Consider the following 22,663-nt stretch of genomic DNA (forward strand, 5'->3'; position numbering starts at 1 on the left):
GCTTCAGCCTGAGACGAGTTGGCCGATCCACTCTGCCACGGCTTCCGGAGTTGGTCTTCGAGCAGCTGTGCGCCGCAGTTCCCGGTGCACAGCACGAACCAGCTCCGGTCGATGAAGGAGCGCGCGTGCCGCGGGCCCGGACCCTGTTGCATCCAGCGCAAGCCCCAACCCCACCAGGGATGCCGGCCGGTCAGGTGTCGCTCCGAGTTCGGCGCGATAGCCCATGACCGCGTCTTCGAACCGACTCGTCGAGTAAGCGAAATCGGCTGAGGTGGCACCAGGAACCTCACGCCAGGTGGCAGCCAGCTCGGCTCGGTCCGCCTTGGTCAAACTCAGCCGGACCAAGGCGGCACGGCTACGGGACCATGTGCCGTCCGGCACGGGTGTCGAAACCAAGTCGGCGTGTATCGCTCCGATCGGCGGAACGGGTCTGCCCGCCCGCCATGAATCCACAATGGCGGCTACAGCAGCTGGTTCTGGGCGCAAATGCCGTAATCGCCATCCCGCTCGATGATCCTTGGCGACTGCGACAGCTAATTTGACCATGTCCTCACGGACGTGTTCTCGCTGCCACGGCCCCAGAACATCTTCGATACCAGCAAGAAAACGGCGTCCAGCATCGGTGAGAGTCGCGTCTTCCCGCAATACCAGCAATGTGTGCCAGACCTGTCTCCTCCAGAAAGCGAACTCGAACGATGCACGACGGCCGATCACGCCTGAACCGACCACGGCGAGTGCTCGCCAGAACGCGGCAACACCGAAGAACGCGTAAACACCTTGCAGTACACCACTGAGCGGACGGGGATCATCTCTCCACGGCGCGTAGATCCGCTCCTGCGGGTCACTTTCGTACAAACGGACCATGTGAAGAATTCCGCCGAGGACTATGTGTTGGAGTTCATGGATCAAGGTTGCAGCGAGGTCCGCACCGTCTTCGGGCCGCCCCACGACAGCACTGCCGAAGGCTTCACCTGTTGATGCGCTCGGGTTCTGGAACGGCACGTTCGGTTTGGGAACCAGCGAGCTCAAGCCTGCGGAGAGAACCTTGCCGAAGCTCGGTTCGGCCACAACGACCAACCGCCAAGCCTCGTCAATCAGTCGAGTCCAATCAGCAACCTCAACGTCGCCCAGCCGCTGCGGGAGCAGCGGCTCGTACAGCCCACGGTAAGGATCGACGTCATCGAGACACACTGTGAAGATCTGCTGCTCGACCTCGCAGTGACACACACGGATGTGCTGCCATCCGGCTCCGGTTTCGTCGGGGTCCGGTATGGACTCGCTGCCGAGCTCATTGGTGACCCGGTAGCTTTCCGGTCCGCCGTGCACCGTTGCAACCGAGAAGGACGTCATGAAGGGAAGTCGTGTCATACCGAGTGTCGGCAGGGAAGCGTTTCCGTTCCACAGTGGAACTGCGATCTCGAAATCCAGTCCGGCTCGGATCGCCGCAGCGGCGGCGATCGAGTGCACATGGCCGAGGTGCATCCACAGTGGACATACACCGTCGATGCGGTCACGCAGCAGGCGTGTCGTGTAGCCCGCCCAGCTCCCGGTGTACGGATGAGCGAGCAGCCGGTCGAACGCGGCTGGGGATTTGCGCTCCACTCGATCGAACAGCTGACGCGCCTCGTCGGGCAGAGGCATCGGCCCGTACAGCTCCGGCGCCTTCGCCGAGGTTTCAAGCAAGGCGTGCAGCAACAACATTCGCCTGCTGCGCTCAGCCTGACGAAGACGACGCACCATCTGCGCGTCTCCCTGAAGACGAGCCAACGCGTCGAAGTCGTTCCACGACATGCTGTGGTACTCGGCACCGGTCGGCATCAATCGATCCGCTCACCACCGGAAGCGTTGCTGCTTCGATAGGGAGCACGAACGAGCCGAGCACGCTCGACCACATGGCCGAGCGCGTTGCGCAGGATTTCGGCGTCCAGCTCGCGCATTTTGGCGAACGGAACCCGCTCGAGGTCGAGCAGGTTCGATTGAACGCCTGGCTCTGCACTTGAAGAAGTCATGATGTCGTCCCCTCGTACCGAACCCGACAGGAGCAGGCGACACCATGATGACTCAAGCATGAGCAGCTGCGGAAGGGCTCCTTCCCTGCCACACCCAGGTTCGACGCGAACCTGTGGGCGTTCACCGACACTCCGCCAGATATTCGATTCCAGGTGTGCTCAAGCGAGGGAGGCGGGCACAGCAACCCGCCCGCCACGAACAGAGCAACCGCAAGAGCGCAGCTTTGCGCACCGCGGGTCGAATTGTCAGCACGGAGTTCAATGGGTTCAAACCGAAAGCTTCAGCTTCCGACGGAATCGACCTTGCGGGCCGCTTCTGCCGACCACCTTCGAGACCACACCATTACTCACCTTAACGCCACTTGCTTCAACCACATGACCGACCGCGCGAGTCCGACGATGGAGGAAACGATGAGCGAGCCCGCGCACGAAGAGGAAAGCGCGAATGCTCAGAATTCAGCCGAACCGCTGCGTCCCGCCGAGAACGGTGGCGGTCCACCAGACATCGCCGGGGAAAAAGAGCCGGTAGTCACTAATGGGCATGGCACGATCGTCGTGGTCGACGTCGTGGGCTCCAGCCGGCACGTTAGCAACCCAACCCAAGTGCGAATCCGGCGTGCCATGCGCAAAACAGTCGAAGCGGGCTTCGACACTGTCGGCATCAAGTTGCCCGCATGCCATCTGGCAGACCGAGGGGATGGTGTGATCGTGGTCATCCCTGCAGGAGAGAGCAAGAGGCTACTGGCCGATCTTCTGCCTGGTGCGCTCGTTGAGGCCCTGAACGCATACAACCGAACCCTGCTAGCGCGGGAGCGCATTCAGCTTCGGCTGTCCATGCACGCCGGCGAGGTCGACTTTGACGAGTACGGCGCCACCGGTTCGGCGATCATCCACGCATGCCGCCTCGTCGATGCCGAAGTTTTCCGGAAGTCGCTGAAGAGTTCTACGTTGCTTGCGGTCATCACTTCGGACTGGTTTTTCAAGGACGTCGTCCAAAACGGTGATCCCGTTCAGCTGAAGGCCTACCGACAGCTGGAAGTGGTGAACAAGGAAACGACGACCAGTGCCTGGGTCCGGCTACTGCGGTCGCCTCGCGGCGGTCAGGCTCGTGGCTGATCAGCGGAAGTCCCTGGACTTCGACGGGATGCGCAGGTCCAAGTGCTGCAGGCGGTCCGCCAGCACGCTGATCACGCCCTCCGCCGACTCCACCACGCCCCGCACGAGCATGGCGCCGCTGCCGCGCGCCACCTTGCGGTACCGGGCCCACAGGCCGGGCGAGCACACGACGTTCACCATGCCCGTCTCGTCCTCGATGTTGAGGAACGTGACGCCGCCCGCGGTGGCGGGACGTTGGCGGTGGGTCACGGCTCCGCCGATCAGGACTCGGGTTCCCGGCTCGACGGACGGCAGCGAGATCACCGGGAGGACGCCCATCGAGTCCAAAGTGGACCTGATGAACTGGGTCGGGAAGCTGTCCGGGGACAGGCCCGTGGCCCAGACGTCGGCCACTGCCAGTTCCACGTCGTCCATGCCCGGCAACGCGGGTGCGGCCACGCCCACCGTGGTTCCCGGCAGGCGGTCCGGGCGGATGGCTGCCACCGCGCCCGCCGCCCACAGGGCCTGGCGGCGGTCCAGGCCGAAGGCGGCGAAGGCGCCCGCTGTGGCCAGGGCTTCCACCTGGGCCGTGGTGAGCTGGACTCGGGTGCCGAAGTCCTCCAGGTCGCGGAACGGCTGGGCGGCGACTATCCGGGCCGCGTCCTCCTCGCCCATTCCCCGCACGGCGGACAGGCCGATGCGGACCGCGTTCGCGCCGTCCAGTTGCTCCAGGCCTGCCCAGGGCAGAGACCTGTTCACGCACGGGCCGTGGACCGTCACGCCGTGGCGGCGGGCGTCGATCACCAGGGACTGCGGGGAGTAGAAGCCCATCGGCTGGGCTCTGAGCAGGGCCGCGCAGAAGGCTGCCGGGTAGTAGAGCTTGAACCACGCGCTGACGAAGACCAGGTGCGCGAACGACAGGGCGTGGGACTCCGGGAAGCCGAAGTTCGCGAACGCCAGCAGTTTCGCGTAGATGCTGCCGGCCAGTTCCTCGCCGATGTCGTTCTGGGCGCAGCCCTCGTAGAAGCGGTCGCGCAGGCGTTCCATGCGGGCGGTCGAGCGTTTGGCGCCCATGGCCCTGCGCAGTTCGTCGGCCTCGGCGGCGGTGAAGCCGGCCACGTCGACCGCTATCTGCATCAGTTGTTCCTGGAACAGCGGGACGCCGTAGGTCTTCTCCAGTGCCTTCTCCAGCAACGGGTGGTCGTAGTCCCAGTCCTCGACCTTGTTGCGGCGTCGGATGTACGGGTGCACCGAGCCGCCCTGGATGGGTCCCGGTCTGATCAGTGCCACCTCGACGACCAGGTCGTAGAACTTGCGCGGTTTGAGGCGTGGGAGCGTGGCCATCTGGGCGCGGCTCTCGACCTGGAAGACGCCTACGGAGTCGGCTTTCTGGAGCATCTCGTAGACGGCCGGGTCGGCCAGGTCGATCGCGCCCATGTCGACGTCGACGCCTTCGTGGTCGCGCACCAGGTCTATCGCGTAGTGCAGCGCGGAGAGCATGCCGAGGCCCAGCAGGTCGAACTTCACCAGTCCGATGGACGCGCAGTCGTCCTTGTCCCACTGCAGGACCGTGCGCTTGTCCATGCGCGCCTTCTCCACCGGGCAGACCTCGCTGACGGCGCGGTCGCAGATCACCATGCCGCCGGAGTGGATGCCCAGGTGGCGCGGGAAGTTCTCCAGTTGCGCGGACAGCCGGAGCACGTCTTCGGGGATGTCGCAGTCGTCGGTGGTGACGCTGAGCGGCCCCCACCTGTCGATCTGCTTGCTCCACGCGTCCTGCTGGCCCGGTGAGTGGCCGAGGGCGCGGGCCATGTCGCGCACCGCGGAACGGGCCCGGTAGGTGATGACGTTCGCGACCTGGGCCGCGTGACGGCGGTCGTACTTCTGGTAGACGTGCTGGATGACCTCTTCCCGGCGGTCGGACTCGATGTCGACGTCGATGTCGGGAGGGCCGTCGCGGGCGGGGGCGAGGAAGCGTTCGAAGAGCAGGTCGAAGCGGACCGCGTCGACGTTGGTGATGCCGAGCGCGAAGCACACCGCGGAGTTCGCCGCGCTGCCCCTGCCCTGGCAGAGGATGTCGTTGCGCTTGCAGAAGTCCACGATGTCGTGCACGACCAGGAAGTAGCCCGGGAAGCCGAGCTGTTCGACGATCCGCAGTTCGTGCTCGATCTGCCGCAACGCCCTGTCCTCGTGCGCCAGGCCGGAGTAGCGCCGTTGCGCGCCCTGGTAGGTGAGCTGACGCAGCCAGCTGATCTCGGTGTGGCCGGGCGGCACGTCGAACGGCGGCAGCTTCGGCGCCACCAGCCGCAGGTCGAACGCCAGCTGCATGCCGAGCAACGCGGCGTTGTGCACGGCTCCCGGGAAACGGCGGAACCTGTGCCACATCTCCTCGCCGCTGCGCAGGAACGCCGCGGGCGCCGGCGGTAGCCAGCCGGCCATGTCGTCGAGGCTGCTGCGGGCGCGAACGGCGGCCATCGCGGCGGCCAGCCTGCCCCGGTTCGCGGTCGCGTAGTGCACGGCGTTCGTCGCCACGACAGGGAGGTTGAGCTGTTGCGCCATCGCGTTGAGGACGTCGTTGCGCCGGCTGTCCTCCGGCAGGCCGTGGTCGGTCAGCTCGACGTAGACGCGGCCCTTGCCGAACATGTCGGTCAGCCGGACGATCTCCCGGAACGCCGCCTCCGGTCCCTCCCCGGCCAGTGCTCGGCGGACGGTTCCCTTGCGGCAGCCCGTCAGCACCACGACCTCGCCCCTGGTGTCCTCCACGATCTGGTCGAGGTCGTAGACGGGTTTGCCCTTCTCCGCGCCCTCGTCGAGGTGGCCGGTGGTGAGCGTGCGGCACAACGCGTGGTAGCCGGGCTGCTGGCGGGCGAGCAGGAGCAGGTGGTCGCCGCCGGGGTCGGGTTCGCCGTTGGGGGGCTTGCGCAGCCCGATGCTCAGCTCGGCGCCGAACACCGTGTGCATGCCGAGTTCTTTAGCGGCCTCGGCGAACCGGACCACGCCGTACATGCCGTCGTGGTCGGTGAGCGCGATGGCGTCGAGCTTGAGCCGTTGCGCCTCCTCGACGAGCTCTTCGGGGTGGCTCGCGCCGTCGAGCCAGCTGAAGTTGGAGTGGCAGTGCAGTTCCGCGTACGGGACGCGTGTGCGGGTGATCGCGGTGTCGTCGACACGCAGCTCGAACCCCGGCGGAGCGCTGTACCGGTCGCGGCGCCGCGACCACGCCGGGCTGTCGCCGCCGTCGGGGTTCTGCTCGACGGGCTTGCCGGAGAGGGCTCGCTCCAGCTCCCTCCAGCGGACCGGCGGGTTATTCCAGCCCATCGAATTCCTCGCGCGGCAACGGGATCAACGCTTCCAGCAGGTCCCAGTAGTCGTCTTGCATCAGTCGTACACCCCTTCCAGAAACCACTTCCCGTCCCTGCGGATCAGCAGGAACGCCTGGTCGTCCGCCTGCACCTGGATGCGCGCCGCCCGGTGCGGGTCCGGCGCCCACCACCGCTCGTCGACCGGCCACGGCCCGGCCCACGCACTGATCTCGCGCCGTTTTCCGTTGACGGTCAGGCTTTTCGGTCGTGCGGTGAGTTCGAGGCGGCCCGTCACGCCGATGTCGCCACCGCTCGCGTCCTCGAGGCCGGCCGGGTCGTCGGCGAGCGTGGCGGGCGCCCTGGTGAGCCGGCCGGGCCACGGGTGGTCCGGGTTCCGGCCCGGCGTCCGTTCGTCGCCCCACGGCACGAGCTTGACCTGTTCCCTCGGGCCGCGGCCGCCGTCGATCACGGGCGTGAGCACGCCGTCGGGACCGAGCAGGCCCTGGACGTGCAGGAGTGCCCGCACCGCGCGTTCGTCGTCGTGGCCCCACAACCCGAGCTGCAACGCCGTGCCGTCGACGACCTCGACCGGGTCGAGGGTGAGCGTCCTGATGCCGGAGGTGAGGCGTTCGCGGGTGAGCCAGCCGTCGAGCTGCCAGCGCACGCGGTCGGCGATTCCCCGTGGTGTCAACGGTTCCGCGGCCCGCCACACCCGGTGCAGCTCCTCGCCGTTCTCGGTCAGGGCGTGGATGCCGAGGCGCGTGCAGGCGAGGCTCCGCGCGGCCAGGTTCTCGTGCAGCCGCTCGGACAGCAGCTTCGCGGCGAACGCGGCGGCGTCGATGCGGCTGATCGGGTCGTCGAAGGTCTCCTGCACGGCGAGCTCGGGCGCCGGCCTGCGCTTGTCGAGCGGGCGTTCGGGCAACCCGCGCGCCAGGCGGTGCTGCCTCATCGCCGGACCGCCGAACCTTGACGTCACAGCGTTCTCCGGGACGTCCGCGAACGCGCCGAGCGTCTTCAGGCCGAGCCTCCTGAGCAGGTCGACCAGTTCCGGCGCGGCGAGCTCGTGCACGCCCAGCGGCCGCAGGAACTCCGCGGTCCGGCCGGGCGGCACGATCACGTTGCGATGGGCGGCCTTGGTGGCGGCGAAGAGGCTGTCGGCCACGCCGACCTGGGCTTCGGCCCCGGTCCGGGTCGCGATGTGGTCGACGATGCGTTCGGCCGCCCGGTCGGCGGACCCGAAGTAGCCGACGGGTCCTCTGGCCGGCACCGCGACCAGGCCGGCGTGGACGACCTCGATGCCGGGGGCGAGCTCTTCGACGGCCTCGGCGACCGGCTCGAAACAGCGGGCGTCGCGCTGCGGGTCGTGCTCGAAGGTGACCAGCTCGGGACACGTCGACTCGGCGATGCGGCGGCGCATGGCGTTGCGGACGCCTTCGGCGCGGGCCACGGCGGAGGTGGACACGACCTCGTTGCCGTCGACCACCGCGACCGGGACGTGCTGGCTGGTGCCGGTGGCGGTGCAGGCGGCGACCACGGGCCAGTCCGGGCACCAGACGGCGAGGAGGCGGGTGTCCTTCACTCGCGGTGCTCCGGGGTCTGGGATGTGAGGGGGTGCGGGGCCTGGGGTGCGAGGGCGTGCGGGGCCACGGGTGTTGGGCGTGTCGGGATTCGGGTCGGGAGGGGGTTCGGGGCTGCGGGCGTCGGGTGGGTCGGGGCTCGGGCTGGGAGAGGCTGCGGGGCTGAGTCCGGCAGGTGCTTTGGAGTCGGGTTCGTGGCGGGCTCGGGGACCGGGTTCGTGGCGGGCGTGGGAGCCGGGGTCGCGACGGGCTCGAGGGCCGGGTTCGTGGCGGGCGTCGGGGTCGCGGTGAGCTGGGTGGCCGGCTTCGTGGCGCGAAAATTGTCGGTGCTGCCTGGGAGAATGGAATTCGGGGGTCCCCCGGCCGGAGGGGACCCTTGCGCGAGCCTGGCCAGGGGCGCGCCCAGAGCTTCTGCCAGAGGGCGGGGCTCCGCCAGAGAGCGGGGCTCCGCCAGAAGGCGGGACTCCGTCAGAGAGCGGGGCTCAGCCACAGAGCAGGGCTCCGCCGCCAGCGCGGAAGAGCGCGTTCTCGCGGCTGCCTCGACAGAGCGCGCTGCCGCACCAGAATGCGCGCCGACAGCCTCCGCGGCAAAGCGCGGGCCCGTGGTGCGGTGACCGGCTGCCCGCGCCGCGGACCGCCCGCCTCCCGCGGGCGCGTCACCAACGGCGCGCCTCGCGGGGCCTGCGGTATCTGCCCGTCTGGCGGCCAGCTCGTCGACCCGCTCCGGACCGGCATCAGCCGGCTCGTCGGGGCGGGCCGGGTCGCCGGCCACCAGCGGGAGTTCGATGTCGTCCGACGGGCCGAACGTCAGCACCACGTGCCGGGGGCGGCCTGCTGAGCCCTTGCCGCCGGTGCGCACGCTGATCTCTTGGCGCCGCAGCGTTTCCGCGCCGTCGTCCAGCGGGTTCCAGCGCACGGATTCCACCGTCAGCTCCACGTCGGGCGAGGGCCAGGAGCCGAAGGCGATCAGCACGGTGCGGCGTTGGCGGGCTCTGGCGGTGAGGCGGCGGGCCAGGGACGGTGGGAGCGGGCAGGCGACGGCCACCAGGTCGATGCCGTCCAGCAGGGCCGCGATGACCGGGCCCGGGTCGGAGCCGGGGCGTGGGACCAGCGCCAGTCGCTGCACCGCGACGCCCAGTTCGGCCGCGGCCAGCACTCCCACCTGCGGCAGGCCCACCACGGCGGCCCAGCAGCCGTCCGCGGTGGCGCCCGCGAGCAGGGCGAGCAGCAACGATGTCGACCCGCCCACCGACACCGTGCTGCCTCGCCGCAAGCCGCCCCACGGCAGCAGGCCCGCCAGTTCCCCGCGAACCGGCAGGACCCGCCCCGTGGCGTGGTCGGTGGTGGTGCTGGTCAACTCGCTGGCCGGGTTCACCCCGAGCGCGGCCAACGACGCCGTTGTCGACCTGGACACTCCACCCACCTCCCTGAGGACCGTGCGCACCCCTGTGCACGGCCGCCGAGGGAAGTTCGGCGACTTGCTTATTCGAACTCTTGTTCGAACGAACGGGATGATCGTAGCGTGCGGGCGCACCCCTGTGTCAATCCCAGAACGTCACCCTTTTGGTGGACATGGCCACACGGGTCCGCAAGGTCATCTACCGTGCCCTCAGCAGCACCGGGAACTGGGGAAACCATGAACCAACCACCGCAGAACTGGCAGCAGCAGCCGTACGGCGGACCGCCGCCCCCGGGCTGGCAACCCCACCCGCCGCAACCACCCGGGCGGAGCAAGGCTCCGCTGGCGATCGGGATCATCGCCGGCATCCTGCTGCTCGGCGGCGGCGCCGCGGTGGGCGTGCTCTACCTCTTCACCCACGCCGACAGCGGCACGGCCAAGCGCTCCGACGTGCTGCCGGGCATCTGCGGCAACATCTCCGAGGCCGCTCTCGCCCAGGCGCGCACGACGAACCCGAACGGCAGCGCCTCACGCGAGTCGAAGCTGTCCTCCGGCACGCGGGTGCTCTGCTCGTGGAACCAGACCAAGGGCGAGGACGGGTCCGGCCAGCGCTCCACCAGCGTTTCCGTCGCCCTGGACCAGAAGGACGCGGAGGCCGGCTACGACCGGAGCGTCGTGCGCAAGGGCGAGAACGCGCAGGGACGCTCCATGCAGAAGCGGCTCAGCGGCCTGGGGGACGAGGCAGTGGCGGTGCTCGTGGAGACGGAGTCGGCGTACACGCGGATGTCGGTCGTCGTGCGCAAGGGCGACGCCGTGGTCGAGGTCGACCTCACCGGGTGGGACGCGGGCCTGTTCGGCGCCACCAAGCCCGACTCCGCGGAACTCGAGGAAGCCGCGAAGGGCATGGCGGCGGAGATGGTCGCGAAGCTCTAGCGACGCGACCGGGGCCGCCTCCCGCGTGGGAAGACGGCCCCGGACACCGGAAACCTCAGTGGGCGAAGTGGCGCGTGCCCGTCAGGTACAGCGTCACGCCCGCCTGCTCGGCCCTCGCGATCACCTCGGGGTCGCGCACCGACCCGCCGGGCTGCACGACCGCGCGCACGCCGGCCTCCAGCAGCACCTCGAGCCCGTCCGGGAACGGGAAGAACGCGTCCGAGGCCGCCACGGCGCCCTGGGCCCGCTCACCGGCGCGCTTCACCGCGAGGTGCGACGAGTCGACCCGGTTGACCTGGCCCATGCCGACACCGACGGTCGCGCCGTCGTCCGCCAGCAGGATCGCGTTGGACTTCACCGCGCGGATGGCGCGCCACGCGAACTCCAGGTCCGCCAGCGTCTTCTCGTCCGCGGGCTTGCCGCACGCGAGCGTCCAGTTCGCCGGCGCGTCACCGGAGGCGTCGATGGCGTCGCGCTGCTGCAGCAGCAGACCGCCGGACACCGGACGCATCTCCGCGCCGCCGCGAGCAGGTGCCTCGGCCACGAGGATGCGCACGTTCTTCTTGCGCTGCAGCACCTCCACCGCACCGTCCGCATAGGACGGAGCGATGATCACCTCGGTGAAGATCTCCGAGACGAACTCGGCCATCTCCACGGTGACCTCGCGGTTGGCCGCGATGATGCCGCCGAACGCGCTGACCGGGTCGCACTCGTGCGCCTTGCGGTGCGCGTCCGCGATACTCAGGTCCGACACCGCGATGCCGCACGGGTTGGCGTGCTTGATGATCGCGACGCACGGGCGCTCGTGGTCCCACGCGGCACGCCAGGCGGCGTCGCCGTCGAGGTAGTTGTTGTACGACATCTCCTTGCCGTGCAACTGCTTCGCCGACGCGAGACCCACGCGGCCGTCGCCCTGGACGTACAGGGCGGCGTGCTGGTGCGGGTTCTCGCCGTAGCGCAGGACGTTCGACCGGTTCCAGGTCGCGCCGACCCAGCCGGGGAAGCCGCTGCCCTCGTCGTCGGGCGCCAGGACATTGCCCATCCACGAGGCCACGGCCACGTCGTAGGACGCGGTGTGGCGGAACGCGTCCGCGGCCAAGTGCTGCCGGTCGGCCAGGGTGAAGCCGCCCTCGCGGACGTTCTCCAGCACCCAGTCGTAGCGCGCCGGGTCGACGACGACCGCGACGTTCGCGTGGTTCTTCGCCGACGCGCGGACCATCGCGGGGCCGCCGATGTCGATCTGCTCGACGCAGTCGTCGGCCGACGCGCCCGACGCGACGGTCTGCGTGAACGGGTACAGGTTCACGACCAGCAGGTCGAACGGCGCGATGTCCATCTCGCGCAGCTGCTCGACGTGCGAGTCCTTGCGCAGGTCGGCCAGCAGGCCGGCGTGCACGCGCGGGTGCAGCGTCTTCACCCGGCCGTCGAGGCACTCGGGGAACCCGGTGACCTGCTCGACCGGCGTCACGGGGACGCCCGCGTCGGCCAGCACCTTCGCGGTGCCGCCGGTGGACACGATCTCGACTCCGGCCGCGTGCAGGCCGGTGGCCAGTTCCAGCAGGCCGGCCTTGTCGGAGACCCCGATCAGGGCCCGGCGGACCGGTCGCCTCTCGGTAGGAGTGGTCCCAGGAGTCGTCACGGAATGCTCACCTTTCGTCCGTTCACGGTGCAGCCCTCACGGGCCAGTCGGCCGACCGTCTCGACGAGCAGCCGGCGTTCGACGACCTTGATGCGTTCGTGCAGGGTCTCCTCGGTGTCGCCGGGTTCGACGACCACGGCCTCCTGCGCGAGGATCGGCCCGGTGTCGACGCCCGCGTCCACCAGGTGCACGGTCGACCCGGTGACGTGCACGCCGTAATCGAGCGCGTCGCGGACCCCGTGCGCGCCGGGGAAGGCGGGCAGCAGCGCGGGGTGGGTGTTGATCATCCGGCCGCCGAAGCGGGCGAGGAACCGCTCGCCGATGATCTTCATGAAGCCGGCGGACACGACCAGGTCGGGTTCGTAGGACGCGACGGCCTCGGTCAGGGCGACGTCCCAGGCCGCGCGGTCGGCGTGGTCGCGCAGCTTCACGGCGAAGTGCGGCACCCCAGCGCGTTCGGCGCGCTTGAGGCCCTCGATGTTCTCGCGGTCGGCGCCGACGGCGACCACCTCGATCGGGAGGTCGGTGGCGTCGAGCAGGGCCTGCATGAGGGTTCCGGAACCGGAGACGAGTACGACGACGCGCGCCGGTGCGGGAAGCCGAAGTTCGGTGCTCAGCGTCTACTCCTGGGCGTTGCCTGGTCTGTGCGGCGGTGTTGCAGCAGCTCAGGGGCAGCCTATGACGTCACCGTTCCGGCTTGCCGTCCAGGTCCTCCTCGGACTCCATGCCGAGCATCTCGTCGAACTCCGCGTCGAGCTCCTCGTCGGACTCGGGGTCCTCGTCTGCGAGGGGTTCTTCCTCCTCGTCCACGACTTCGCCGGCCTCGTCGTCGTCGAGTTCCTCGTCGGACAGCTCCTCGTCGGTGAGCTCGTCCTCGTAGTCGTACTCGTCCTCGTCGTAGTGGTCGTCGGTCTCGAGGTCTTCCTCGACCTCGAACTCGTCGCCGTCCACGACCTCGAGCTGTTCGAACTCGTCGGTGAGCTCGTCGTCCTCGAACACGACGTCCGGGTCGGCCGCTTCCCCGGCCTCCTCGTCGAAGTCGGGCTCGACGAACTCCGCCGAGCCGGCCGCCACCGCGGGCTTCGACCGGGTGCCGGCGAGCCAGGCGACCAGCGCACCCGGCACCAGCACCCAGCCCGCCACGAGCAGCGCGAGCAGGCCCGCGGGCACCGTCACGGGGTCGAACGCGCCGGACGCGAGCCGCCCACCGGCCGTCGCGGCGAGCACGAGGCTGGCCACGCCGGCGGTGACGGCGGCGACCAGCACCGCGCGCACCCGCGAGGACGGCCGGTCGGACACCTTCCGGCAGGTCCAGCCGACCACCACGCCGAGCGCGGCCCCGCCCACCAGCACGACCGGGCTCCACACGGCTTTGTCGTCGGGCATGGCGGCGAGCAGCGGCACCGGCGGCACCGGGCCGCCGACGAACCGCGTCGGCGAGATCTCGACCCCGCCCAGCGAGAACCCGGCCCCCACGACGTAGGAGAAGCCGGCGATGATCGCGTTCGGCAGGTAGGCGACGCACAGCAGGAACACGCCGAGGCCGACGCCGAGCGACGGTCCCGCCTCCGCGAAGAGCCCGCTCGTGGTGGGCCACGACGCCGCGAGCCCCGCCGCCAGTGCCAGCGACCCCAGGCCGACCAGCCCGAACAGCGCCATGATCCCGGCGCGCAACCCGTGCAGCGCCACCGGGTCGAGCTTGTCGAACACCACCTCGACCAGACCGCAGCGGCGCGCGACGCCGATCGTCGCGGCCAGTCCGGACACGGCGGCGCACCCGAAGAACGCGACGGCGGGTGTGGCGCGCACGACCCCGTCGCCCATGATCAACGCGATCGCGCCGCCCACGACGGCGTGCGCGCCGGCGATGCTCAGCACGACGCCGCGGGCCTGCAGCGGTTCGTAGAGGCCGAGGCGGTCGGCGGTGCCCGCGGCCGTGCGGCCGACCAGCAGCATCAGCAACGCCGTCGGCAGCAGCGGCAGCACGCCGAGCTGTCCCGCGTCGAAGCGCAACGGCACGTGGTGCGCGGCCAGCCACGCGGGCGCGGCGGCGCTCAGCACCCCGGAGGTGGAGAACTCGGCGTACGTCGCCGTGGCGGAGACCAGCGCGAGCACGGCGGCCACCGCCGCGTACCCGACGACCACGGACCCGACAGCGGCCGCGACGAGCACTCGCACCCGCTCGGACCGCGAGAACTCCGGCGGACGCACGGTGGTGACCTCGCGGGTCACATCGCGTTGCAGCACGGGCACTTCTCCACTGTGTCAGGCCGGCCGGTCCATCCAGGTCAGGCACGCCGGGTAAGACGACAGGGGTGGTGCCGGACGAGACCGGCACCACCCCTGGGGTCGAACGGTGTTGCGGACCTACTGCTGCGGTCCGCCGAAGCCACCGGGCGGCGTGCCCGGCGAGCCGAACTGGCCGGGCTGCGGCATGAAGCTGGTCTGCTGCGGCGGCTGACCCGGCTGCTGCTGGGGCTGCTGCGGCTGCTGACCGAACGACTGCTGGCCGAAGGACTGCTGCTGTTGCGGCGCCTGCGGCTGGGCCGGGAAGGCACCGGACTGCGGGTGCTGCTGGGCTTGCTGCTGCGGGAACGAGCCGCTCTGCGGGTTCCAGCCACCGGGCTGCTGCCCCTGCTGGTGACCCGCGTACGGGTTCGCGGGCTTCGGCTCGAACTTCACGATGCCCTCGGCGAGCAGGAACGCGAGCACGATGGCCGCGGTCTCCAGCAACGCCACGATGAGCAGCACGATGTCGAGGCCCTGCACGGAAGACACCTTGATGATGCCCTGCAGCTGCAGCAGCGTCTGCACGGCCGCGAGGACCGCGGCGACCGGCACGAAGCCCCTCGGGACGCTCGGCAGCACCGAGAGCCCGGCGAGCAGGCCCGCGGCGAGCAGGTACGTGACGTTGCCGCTGACGTCGTCCGCGAACGCGACGAGGTACGCGACGAGGCCGAGACCAGCCGCGACCAGCGGGAGGATCAGGCCGAGGTTGATGTTGTTGGCGCCGGGGGCGCCAGGGGCCTGATGAGGTGCCTGGTGCTGTGCCGGACCCGGCGGCTGCTGTTGGGGTGCGCCGTAAGGCACGGACATGTCGAGGTCTCCTCCTCCAACCGAGTGATTCTCAAAACGCTAGCCGACTCGCTTGCTCAGACGGTGACCGGATCATCTCGGTTCCGCCGTATGAGCGAGGGCCGGACTCCGAAAGTACTCGGAATCCGGCCCTCAGGGGTGCTCATGCTGCGAGTTCGTGCACACCGTCCGCATCGTGACGGCGTTCGCGCACAGCTCAGAGGCTCTTCATGATCTCGCGCATCAGCGAGGCGGTCTCGGACGGCGTCTTGCCGACCTTGACGCCGGCGGCCTCGAGGGCCTCCTTCTTCGCCTGCGCGGTGCCCGCCGAGCCCGAGACGATGGCGCCGGCGTGGCCCATGGTCTTGCCCTCGGGGGCGGTGAAGCCCGCGACGTAGCCGACGACCGGCTTGGTCACGTTCTCCTTGATGTACGCGGCCGCGCGCTCCTCGGCGTCGCCGCCGATCTCACCGATCATCACGATCGCGACGGTCTCCTCGTCGGCCTCGAAGGCCTCCAGGGCGTCGATGTGCGTGGTGCCGATGATCGGGTCGCCACCGATGCCGATCGCAGTGGAGAAACCGAAGTCCCGCAGCTCGTGCATCATCTGGTAGGTCAGCGTGCCCGACTTCGACACGAGGCCGATCTTGCCGGCGCCCGCGATGTTCGCGGGGATGATGCCGGCGTTCGACTTGCCGGGGCTGATGATGCCGGGGCAGTTCGGGCCGATGATGCGGGTCTTGTTGCCCGTCGCGACGGCGTGCGCCCAGAAGTAGGCGGTGTCGTGCACCGGGATGCCCTCGGTGATGACGACGGCCAGCTCGATCTCGGCGTCGATCGCCTCGACCACGGCGGCCTTCGAGAAGGCCGGCGGGACGAAGATCACGGTCACGTTCGCGCCGGTGGCCTCCATGGCCTCCTTGACGGTGCCGAAGACCGGGAGGACGGTGCCGTCGAAGTCGACCTTCTCGCCCGCCTTGCGCGGGTTCACGCCACCGACGATGTTCGTGCCGGACGCGAGCATGCGCTTGGTGTGCTTGGTGCCCTCGGCACCGGTCATGCCCTGGACGATGACCTTGCTGTTCTCGTTGAGGAAGATAGCCATCTGACTCAGACCCCCGCAGCCGCGAGCTCGGCGGCCTTGGCGGCCGCGTTGTCCATCGTGTCGACAACGGTCACCAGCGGGTGGTTGGCCTCGGCGAGGATCGCGCGGCCCTCCTCCACGTTGTTGCCGTCCAGGCGGACGACGAGCGGCTTGGTGGCCGAGTCGCCGAGGATCTCCAGCGCCTTCACGATGCCGTTGGCCACGGCGTCGCACGCGGTGATGCCGCCGAAGACGTTGACGAAGACCGAGCGGACGGCCTCGTCGCCGAGGATGACGTCCAGGCCGTTCGCCATGACCTCGGCGGACGCGCCGCCGCCGATGTCGAGGAAGTTCGCGGGCTTCACGCCGTACTGCTCACCGGCGTAGGCGACGACGTCCAGCGTCGACATGACCAGACCGGCACCGTTTCCGATGATGCCGACCTCGCCGTCGAGCTTGACGTAGTTGAGGCCCTTCTCCTTGGCCTTGGCCTCGAGGGGGTTCTCCGCGGCCTTGTCGACCAGCTCGGCGTGGGCCGGGTGGCGGAAGCCGGCGTTCTCGTCCAGCGTGACCTTGCCGTCGAGGGCGACGATCTTGCCCTGCGGGTCGCGGACGAGCGGGTTGACCTCGACCAGCGTGGCGTCCTCGGAGACGAAGGTCTCCCAGAGCTTCACGATGGTGTCGACGACCTGGTCCTTGACCTCGGCCGGGAAGTTCGCGGCGTCGGCGATCTCGGTGGCCTTGGCGTGGTCGACGCCCTTGATGGCGTCGATGTGGATCTTCGCGAGGGCCTCGGGCTTGGTGGCCGCGACCTCTTCGATGTCCATGCCGCCCTCGACGCTCGCCATGGCGAGGAAGGTGCGGTTGGCGCGGTCGAGGAGGAAGGAGAAGTAGTACTCCTCCGCGATGTCGGAGGCGGGCGTCACCAGCACGCGGTGAACGATGTGCCCCTTGATGTCGAGGCCGAGGATGGCCTTGGCCTTCTCCTCGGTCTCCTCGGCGGTGGAAGCGAGCTTCACACCGCCGGCCTTGCCGCGGCCGCCGACCTTGACCTGGGCCTTGACGACGACTGCCTGGCCGAACTTCGCGGCGATGGCCTTGGCGTCGGCGGGGTTGGTGGCCACATCGCCCGGCAGTACCGGGACGCCGTGGGCGGCGAAGAGGTCCTTCGCCTGGTACTCGTACAGGTCCACTCGGGTCTCCTGCGACGTCGGTGTCGGAACACAACACCGCGCCTGGGTGGTCCTCAAGGGGCCAAGCGAACCCACTTGACGCGGCTGGGCCCAGACACTATCGACCTGCGGGTACCGCTCGCACGCCACCACCGGTGAGGTCGGTCTCAACGGCGGTGAGGTCGATCACGCGGGTGTGCGGCTCACGGGGAAACGCACGCTCACGACGTCTTTCACCGCGTTGCGCGAGCGCCCATCAGGCCCGCCGCGACCAGCAGCGCCACGATCGAGGCCAGCGCGAGCCACGTGCCGGAAGCCGCCACCGCGCCCTCGACCCGGTCGCCCGTCAGCGGCAGTTCGAGCGCGCGCACCCCGACCAGCAGGGCCCCGCCCACGAGCACGGCGGCGCCGCGAGCGGGCCTCGAGCGGAGCGCGACCACGATGCCGATGATCAGTGCGACCAGCGAGACCAGGAGGGACCACGACAGCGCGGGGTCGCCGTCGGGGACGACCGTCGCTCCTTCGTACTTGTCCCCGCGCAGGGTGGGCAGCACGAAGGCGCCCAGCGCGAAGAAGCCGGCCAGCAGTGCGGCGCCCAGCTCGGTCAGCGGCATCTGCTCCCGCTCGCCCGTGTCCTCGTCCTCGCGTTCGACGGCACCGGCGAGGCTCGCGCAGACCAGTGCCAGCAGGCCGAGCGGGAGCTCCGCGACCATCAGCCAGAACCCCGCCCCCGGCTGGGCGATGCCGAGCCGGCTCGCGTCGAGCACGGGGTCGGTGGCGCTCGCCGCGGCGAGCTGCATGCCGAAGTAGGAGAGGTACAGCGCCGGGCGCACCACCGAGGCGGCGGCCGGCACCAGCACCAGCAGGCCGAGCACGCCGAACGCGGGGGCGGCCACCCACAGCAGGTTCGCGGACGACAGGCCCGGCGCCGCGCCGCCCGTGGCGAGGACGAGCTGGGGCAGGAGGGCGCCGCCGAGCATCGCGGCGGCGGCCAGGACGGAGAGGACACCGGTTGCCACGTGCATGCGCCGCACCGACGGCAGCGCGAGGTCGCGGTCCTCGTCCCGCTTGCCGCGCACGAGGCGCACCAGGCGGCCGAGCAGGGGCACCACGGGCAGGACCAGGGCGGCGATCAGCGCGAGCACCGGTCCCGCGCTGATGGTGAGGCCGGTCGCGGCGGTGCCGGCCGCGAGCGGCGGCAGCACGACGGCGACCAGGGCGAGCGCGACGCCGAGCGTGCCGCCCTGGCGGGTGTCCGGGTCGGGCGAGCTGGCCGCGAGCGCGGTGGCGAGCGGCGCGGCGATGGCGAGCAGCAGCCCGCCGGTCAGGCCGAGCACCGGCAGGTCCCACGGCCCCCGGTCCAGCTGGAACGGGTCGGAGGACAGGAACGGCTTGCCCAGCAGCCCGATCGCCGCCACGGCCGCGATGATCACCGGCAGGGCGACCAGGGTCGGGGGCTCCGACTCGTCGGCGGGCATGCCGGCCCGGCCGGCCGACAGCGCGCCGCCCGCGATCACCAGGGCGTGCCCGGCGACCAGCAGCCACACCCCGGCGGAGGGGGTGACGGCCAGCAGGGTGGCCGGGCGGAAGAGCTCCGGCCGCGCCACGGCCATCGGGGCGACGGCGACCTGCAGGTCGCTCAGCAGCCGTCCGACGGAGAGGACACCGGCGGCGGCGAGCAGCCCCGCCGCGACGAACGGGCGGCCGCGGAACAGCAGCACCCCCGCGACGACCGGCGGCAGCAGCGCCAGCAGGGCGAGCAGGGGCCACGACGTGAACGCGGGTTCCGCGCCGTCGACGACGCCGAGCAGCGGGCCTGCGGCGAGGAGGAGGGAGCCCGCCGCGGCGAGGCCCCACGAGGTGCGCAGCCGGGTGGCCGCCGGGGTCTGGTTCTCGAGCTCGGTTCGAGTCATCGCGGGCGAACCTAGCAACACCGCCGCGGGGTCTCGTGCGGACGTCGGCCACCGGACAAGACGAGTTTCGTTCGCATGTGGAAAACCGTCGGATGGGTACTCCTGGTCGGTGAGTCCATCACTTACCGTCGCTGACATGAGCGACAACGGCCGGTCGTGGGCGGCGCGTCTGACTGACGCGGTCCTCGATCGTGCCGGTTCGGGAGTGCACGCGGCACGCGACGTGGCCGAGGAGGTCAAGGTCGCGCTGCGCGCCGTGGCCACGCCCGGCGGCCTGCGCGGGGTCGCGATGGAGGCGGCCTGGCTGACCGCCCACGCGGTGCTCTACCCGTGGGGCGCGGTGACCGAGCAGCTGCGCCCGGAAGGCCACTTCCGGCACTACCGCACCGACGGCCTGCCCCCGCGCCAGCGCGGCCTGGTGGTTTCGGCCATGGACGCGGCGGGCACCCCAATCGTGCTGGTGCACGGCATCGGGGACAACCGATCCGCCTTCGCGGTGCTGTCGGGGGCGCTGCGGAGGCGGGGCTTCGGGGTCGTCCACGCCATCAACTACAGCGTGCTGACGGCCCTGACGGGGGACGTGCGCCGGTCCGCCGCCCTGCTGGGCGCGCACATCGAGCGGATCTGCGAGCAGACCGGTTCCGACCAGGTGCACGTCGTCGGCCATTCACTCGGTGGGCTCATCGCCAGGTATTACGTGCAACGGCTGCACGGCGACGCACGCGTTCGCACCCTCGTGACACTGGGAACGCCTCACCGCGGCACCCTCACCGCCTACCTGCTGCCCACCCCGCTCACGAAGCAGCTCCGTCCGGGTTCGGACCTCATGGAGGAGCTCGCCGAGCCGTGCCGGCCGTGCCGCACGCGCTTCGTCGCCGTGTGGTCGGAGATGGACCAGGTCATCGTCCCGCAGCGCAACGCCCGGCTGGAGCACCCCTCGTTGGTCGTCGAGGAGCACCAGATACGTGATTCAGGTCACCTCTCCCTCCCGGTTGACACGAGGACTCTTCACGTAGTTGTGACGGCCATCACCCGATCGGATGACTCGTCGGCTCACCCCATTGCCGCTGGCGGCGAGGCGTGTCAGCCTCCCGCTACGACCGACCGTCACAGTTGACAGTTGAAACCCACTGGTCGCCGCCTGTTCGGTGGACATAACGAACTGGGGTTTGCCCTCCGAGGCTTCGCGCCGTTACTGTCCCCCGGTCCGTTGTCACGGTCTGATCACAGAAGGACACCGAGTCAGAACCCCGAAAGCTGACTCACCGGGAATCCCCCGCCCGGCGGTCCACAGATCAGGCTCCCCGAAGGCGGAAGGGCAAGCTTTGAGTCACCACCGCTCCCCCGGCGGCCATGAACGCAGTGCTGCACTTGAAGAGGCAGTCGACCGCGCTTCGACGCGCCAGGTCGGCTCCCACCGGCTCCCCCCGCCGCCGTCGGCGCTTCGCGGACGCATCGTCGTCGCCGCCGTTGCGGTAGGCGCCTTCGCCGCCGCGGGTGCGGGTCAGGCACTGCAGGCCGGCGCGGACGACAGCAGCGACGTGCAGCTGGCGAACCACTCCGACGGCGCCGCCACGTTCGACGGCATGGGTGGCGACACCGCCTCCGCGCCCCAGATCCTCGCGGTCTCCAAGACCACGTCCGAGGGTTCAGCGGAAGCCGCCAAGCTCCTGCGCAGCCAGCAGCTCACCACCGAGCGCGAGGCCGTCGAGGCCGAGAAGAAGCGCCCGAAGTTCGTCCGCCCCGCCGCCGGTGACTTCACCTCCGGCTACGGCGGCCGCTGGGGCACCATGCACCTCGGCATCGACATCGCCGGCCCGATCGGCACCCCGATCCTCTCCGCCGCCGACGGAGTCGTGCTCGAGGCGGGTCCCGCCTCCGGCTTCGGCCTCTGGGTCCGCGTGCAGCACGAGGACGGCACGATCACCGTCTACGGCCACGTCGACACCTACTCGGTCCGCGAGGGCCAGCAGGTCAAGGCAGGCCAGCAGATCGCCCGCATGGGCAACCGCGGCTTCTCCACCGGCCCGCACCTGCACTTCGAGGTCTGGAACCCCGGCGGCCAGAAGATCAACCCGCTCACGTGGCTCAACGCTCGCGGTGTGACCGTCTGATCTGCTCCCCCTGCACGAACTCCCAGCGCTGAGTGGTCCCCCTGACCGTTCTGCCGGGCGCCGCCTCTCGGGCTGCCGCGGCCGAGTTCAGGTTCGCGAATTCCTGAATTACGGCTCAGCAGCGTTCTGACGGCTCGGGTGGTGCCGACCCACCTCCAGGTGTGGGCTGGGAGGCTTGGGCAGCCTCACGACGCTCTCATCGGTTCCAACTGCGGCCGTGTCGTGGTTGTTCCGCACGGCTCCAGCGGAAGGTGAGTCGGGATCCGGAGCGGATCCGTTACTCGATCCAGGCAACGGGTCGTTTGGGCCGGACCTCGCACCGGTCCGGCCGGTGTTCCGCCGCCGGCTCCCCCAGGCGTTCCCGGGTCAGGAAGTGCGTCGCCGCCGTCCGCCAGACCGAGCACATGTGCTTGCGCCAGCGCGGGCCGCACGCCTTGCAGGACCCGCTCTCGGTCTGTTCGTGGTGGCGCAGCAGGGCGCGCCAGGCTGCCGTGAGCCTGCTGGTCTCCGGGGACTCCAGCTGGGCGAGGACGGCGAACACGCGTTCGTGGAGCAGGTTGGCCAGGACGTGGTCCATCTCGAGCTCTCCCGCCGGGTTGATGACCTCATGCGGATGATTCTGCTCGGGGGGTCTGACAATTTTTGACGCCTTGGGGCTGACCTGGCGTTTTCGCTCTGGCCCTGAGTGGCGTTGAGATCCGGACCTGGTGTGCGGATTTGGTGTTTCGGACTTGCTGTGCGGACTTGCTGTGCGGCCGGACTGCTCTCCCGTTCAGTCCGGCCGCACATCGCCGCGAAGTTTGGCCCCCGCCGTCCCTTCGCTCCCCTGTGGTCGCCTGCTGCCCTCTTTGCTTCGGGGCCGCCCGAACGGTCCCTTGGCTGTGCTGCTTGCGACACCCACATAGACGTGTGAATCGGGTGATCGTTGCGCTGGATTTGGGGGGGAATTTTGGGGTGGGGTGTGTTGGGGGTGTTGGCCTTGTTGCGTTCGGCTGTCGCGTTCCCGGTTGCGGTTCCCCCGGTTGCGGTTCCCCCGGTTGCGGTTCCCCCGGTTGCGGTTCCCCCGGTGCGTTCCTCGGTTGCGGTTCCCCTGGTGCGTTCCTCGATTGCGGTTCCCCGGTTGCGTTGGCTGGTGCGTTCGCCTTGTTGCGTTCCCCTGTTGCTTGGGTGGGGTTGCCTTGCGTGCTTTCCCCAGGGGCTCTGCCCCTGGACCCCGCCAATCTGATCCGGGGGGCCGCGCCGGTCGTGGGTTGATGGCACGCCTGGTGCGTTGGGCGGCTGCGCGTGGTGTGGGTGGTGCGGTTCGGGTGGCTCCCCGTCCCCAGCCGCGCTAGAGGCGGCCACACCTGAGGAG

General features: G+C 70.0%; 17 protein-coding genes. 4 read left to right on the top strand and 13 right to left on the bottom strand.

Annotated elements, in window-relative coordinates; translation table 11 throughout:
- Positions 1-3 precede the first annotated feature (3 nt).
- Together ACFWGZ_RS02620 and ACFWGZ_RS02625 are read right to left on the bottom strand one after the other, a co-directional pair.
- Positions 4-1,818: an HEXXH motif domain-containing protein gene (locus ACFWGZ_RS02620; RefSeq protein WP_382449690.1), complete on the bottom strand. Its 1,815-nt coding sequence runs from the start codon at positions 1,816-1,818 to the stop codon at positions 4-6.
- Positions 1,818-2,009 carry a hypothetical protein gene (locus ACFWGZ_RS02625; protein WP_382449691.1) on the bottom strand — a complete coding sequence of 64 codons (192 nt, stop codon included), beginning with the start codon at positions 2,007-2,009 and terminating at the stop codon, positions 1,818-1,820. Before ACFWGZ_RS02625 ends, ACFWGZ_RS02620 begins: the two co-directional genes overlap by 1 nt.
- Before the next feature lie 375 nt (positions 2,010-2,384).
- On the opposite strand from ACFWGZ_RS02625, the gene ACFWGZ_RS02630 reads away from it, so the two are divergent.
- Positions 2,385-3,125 (top strand): hypothetical protein, encoded by a 741-nt coding sequence (locus tag ACFWGZ_RS02630; protein ID WP_382449692.1) that lies wholly within the window; start codon positions 2,385-2,387, stop codon positions 3,123-3,125.
- Here ACFWGZ_RS02630 and ACFWGZ_RS02635 read toward each other — a convergent pair whose 3' ends face one another.
- The 3 genes from ACFWGZ_RS02635 to ACFWGZ_RS02645 are packed head-to-tail and all read right to left on the bottom strand — an operon-like array spanning position 3,126 to position 9,394.
- Entirely contained in the window at positions 3,126-6,419 is a 3,294-nt protein-coding gene (locus ACFWGZ_RS02635) for an error-prone DNA polymerase (protein WP_382449693.1), read from the bottom strand.
- A 60-nt stretch (positions 6,420-6,479) separates the two neighbouring features.
- Positions 6,480-7,982, bottom strand: coding sequence for a DNA polymerase Y family protein (locus ACFWGZ_RS02640; protein WP_382449694.1), 1,503 nt, complete (start codon positions 7,980-7,982; stop codon positions 6,480-6,482).
- Positions 7,979-9,394 carry a hypothetical protein gene (locus ACFWGZ_RS02645; RefSeq protein WP_382449695.1) on the bottom strand — a complete coding sequence of 472 codons (1,416 nt, stop codon included), beginning with the start codon at positions 9,392-9,394 and terminating at the stop codon, positions 7,979-7,981. Before ACFWGZ_RS02645 ends, ACFWGZ_RS02640 begins: the two co-directional genes overlap by 4 nt.
- Positions 9,395-9,616: 222 nt before the next feature.
- On the opposite strand from ACFWGZ_RS02645, the gene ACFWGZ_RS02650 reads away from it, so the two are divergent.
- Positions 9,617-10,312 carry a hypothetical protein gene (locus ACFWGZ_RS02650; RefSeq protein WP_382449696.1) on the top strand — a complete coding sequence of 232 codons (696 nt, stop codon included), beginning with the start codon at positions 9,617-9,619 and terminating at the stop codon, positions 10,310-10,312.
- A 55-nt stretch (positions 10,313-10,367) separates the two neighbouring features.
- Here ACFWGZ_RS02650 and purH read toward each other — a convergent pair whose 3' ends face one another.
- From purH to ACFWGZ_RS02685, 7 genes are all read right to left on the bottom strand, one after another.
- Positions 10,368-11,951 (bottom strand): bifunctional phosphoribosylaminoimidazolecarboxamide formyltransferase/IMP cyclohydrolase, encoded by a 1,584-nt coding sequence (gene purH / locus ACFWGZ_RS02655; RefSeq protein WP_382449697.1) that lies wholly within the window; start codon positions 11,949-11,951, stop codon positions 10,368-10,370.
- Complete coding sequence (gene purN / locus ACFWGZ_RS02660) at positions 11,948-12,568, bottom strand: phosphoribosylglycinamide formyltransferase (protein ID WP_382449707.1); 621 nt, start codon at positions 12,566-12,568, stop codon at positions 11,948-11,950. The genes purH and purN overlap by 4 nt, the downstream gene beginning before the upstream one ends.
- A 67-nt stretch (positions 12,569-12,635) precedes the next feature.
- Positions 12,636-14,198, bottom strand: a complete 1,563-nt coding sequence (locus tag ACFWGZ_RS02665; RefSeq protein WP_382449698.1) for a DUF6350 family protein — start codon at positions 14,196-14,198, stop codon at positions 12,636-12,638.
- Between the two features lie 120 nt (positions 14,199-14,318).
- Positions 14,319-15,047 (bottom strand): DUF5336 domain-containing protein, encoded by a 729-nt coding sequence (locus ACFWGZ_RS02670; protein ID WP_382449699.1) that lies wholly within the window; start codon positions 15,045-15,047, stop codon positions 14,319-14,321.
- Positions 15,048-15,243: 196 nt separating this feature from the next.
- A complete protein-coding gene (sucD, locus tag ACFWGZ_RS02675) occupies positions 15,244-16,131 on the bottom strand; it encodes a succinate--CoA ligase subunit alpha (protein WP_382449700.1) in 888 nt (295 codons plus the stop codon).
- 5 nt (positions 16,132-16,136) lie between these two features.
- On the bottom strand, positions 16,137-17,303 hold the full coding sequence (gene sucC, locus ACFWGZ_RS02680) for an ADP-forming succinate--CoA ligase subunit beta (RefSeq protein ID WP_382449701.1): 1,167 nt from the start codon (positions 17,301-17,303) through the stop codon (positions 16,137-16,139).
- Between the two features lie 212 nt (positions 17,304-17,515).
- The gene (locus tag ACFWGZ_RS02685) at positions 17,516-19,195 is read right to left on the bottom strand and encodes a hypothetical protein (protein WP_382449702.1); all 1,680 of its coding nucleotides are present in this window, start codon (positions 19,193-19,195) and stop codon (positions 17,516-17,518) included.
- A gap of 136 nt (positions 19,196-19,331) precedes the next feature.
- On the opposite strand from ACFWGZ_RS02685, the gene ACFWGZ_RS02690 reads away from it, so the two are divergent.
- Positions 19,332-20,312 (top strand): esterase/lipase family protein, encoded by a 981-nt coding sequence (locus ACFWGZ_RS02690; RefSeq protein ID WP_382449703.1) that lies wholly within the window; start codon positions 19,332-19,334, stop codon positions 20,310-20,312.
- A gap of 424 nt (positions 20,313-20,736) precedes the next feature.
- Positions 20,737-21,309 (top strand): M23 family metallopeptidase, encoded by a 573-nt coding sequence (locus tag ACFWGZ_RS02695; protein ID WP_382449704.1) that lies wholly within the window; start codon positions 20,737-20,739, stop codon positions 21,307-21,309.
- 277 nt (positions 21,310-21,586) lie between these two features.
- On the opposite strand, the gene ACFWGZ_RS02700 is transcribed toward ACFWGZ_RS02695, so the two are convergent.
- Entirely contained in the window at positions 21,587-21,886 is a 300-nt protein-coding gene (locus ACFWGZ_RS02700) for a hypothetical protein (RefSeq protein WP_382449705.1), read from the bottom strand.
- Between the last annotated feature and the right edge of the window lie 777 nt (positions 21,887-22,663).

The organism is Lentzea sp. NPDC060358, from assembly GCF_042725365.1.
Taxonomy (GTDB): Bacteria; Actinomycetota; Actinomycetes; order Mycobacteriales; family Pseudonocardiaceae; genus Lentzea.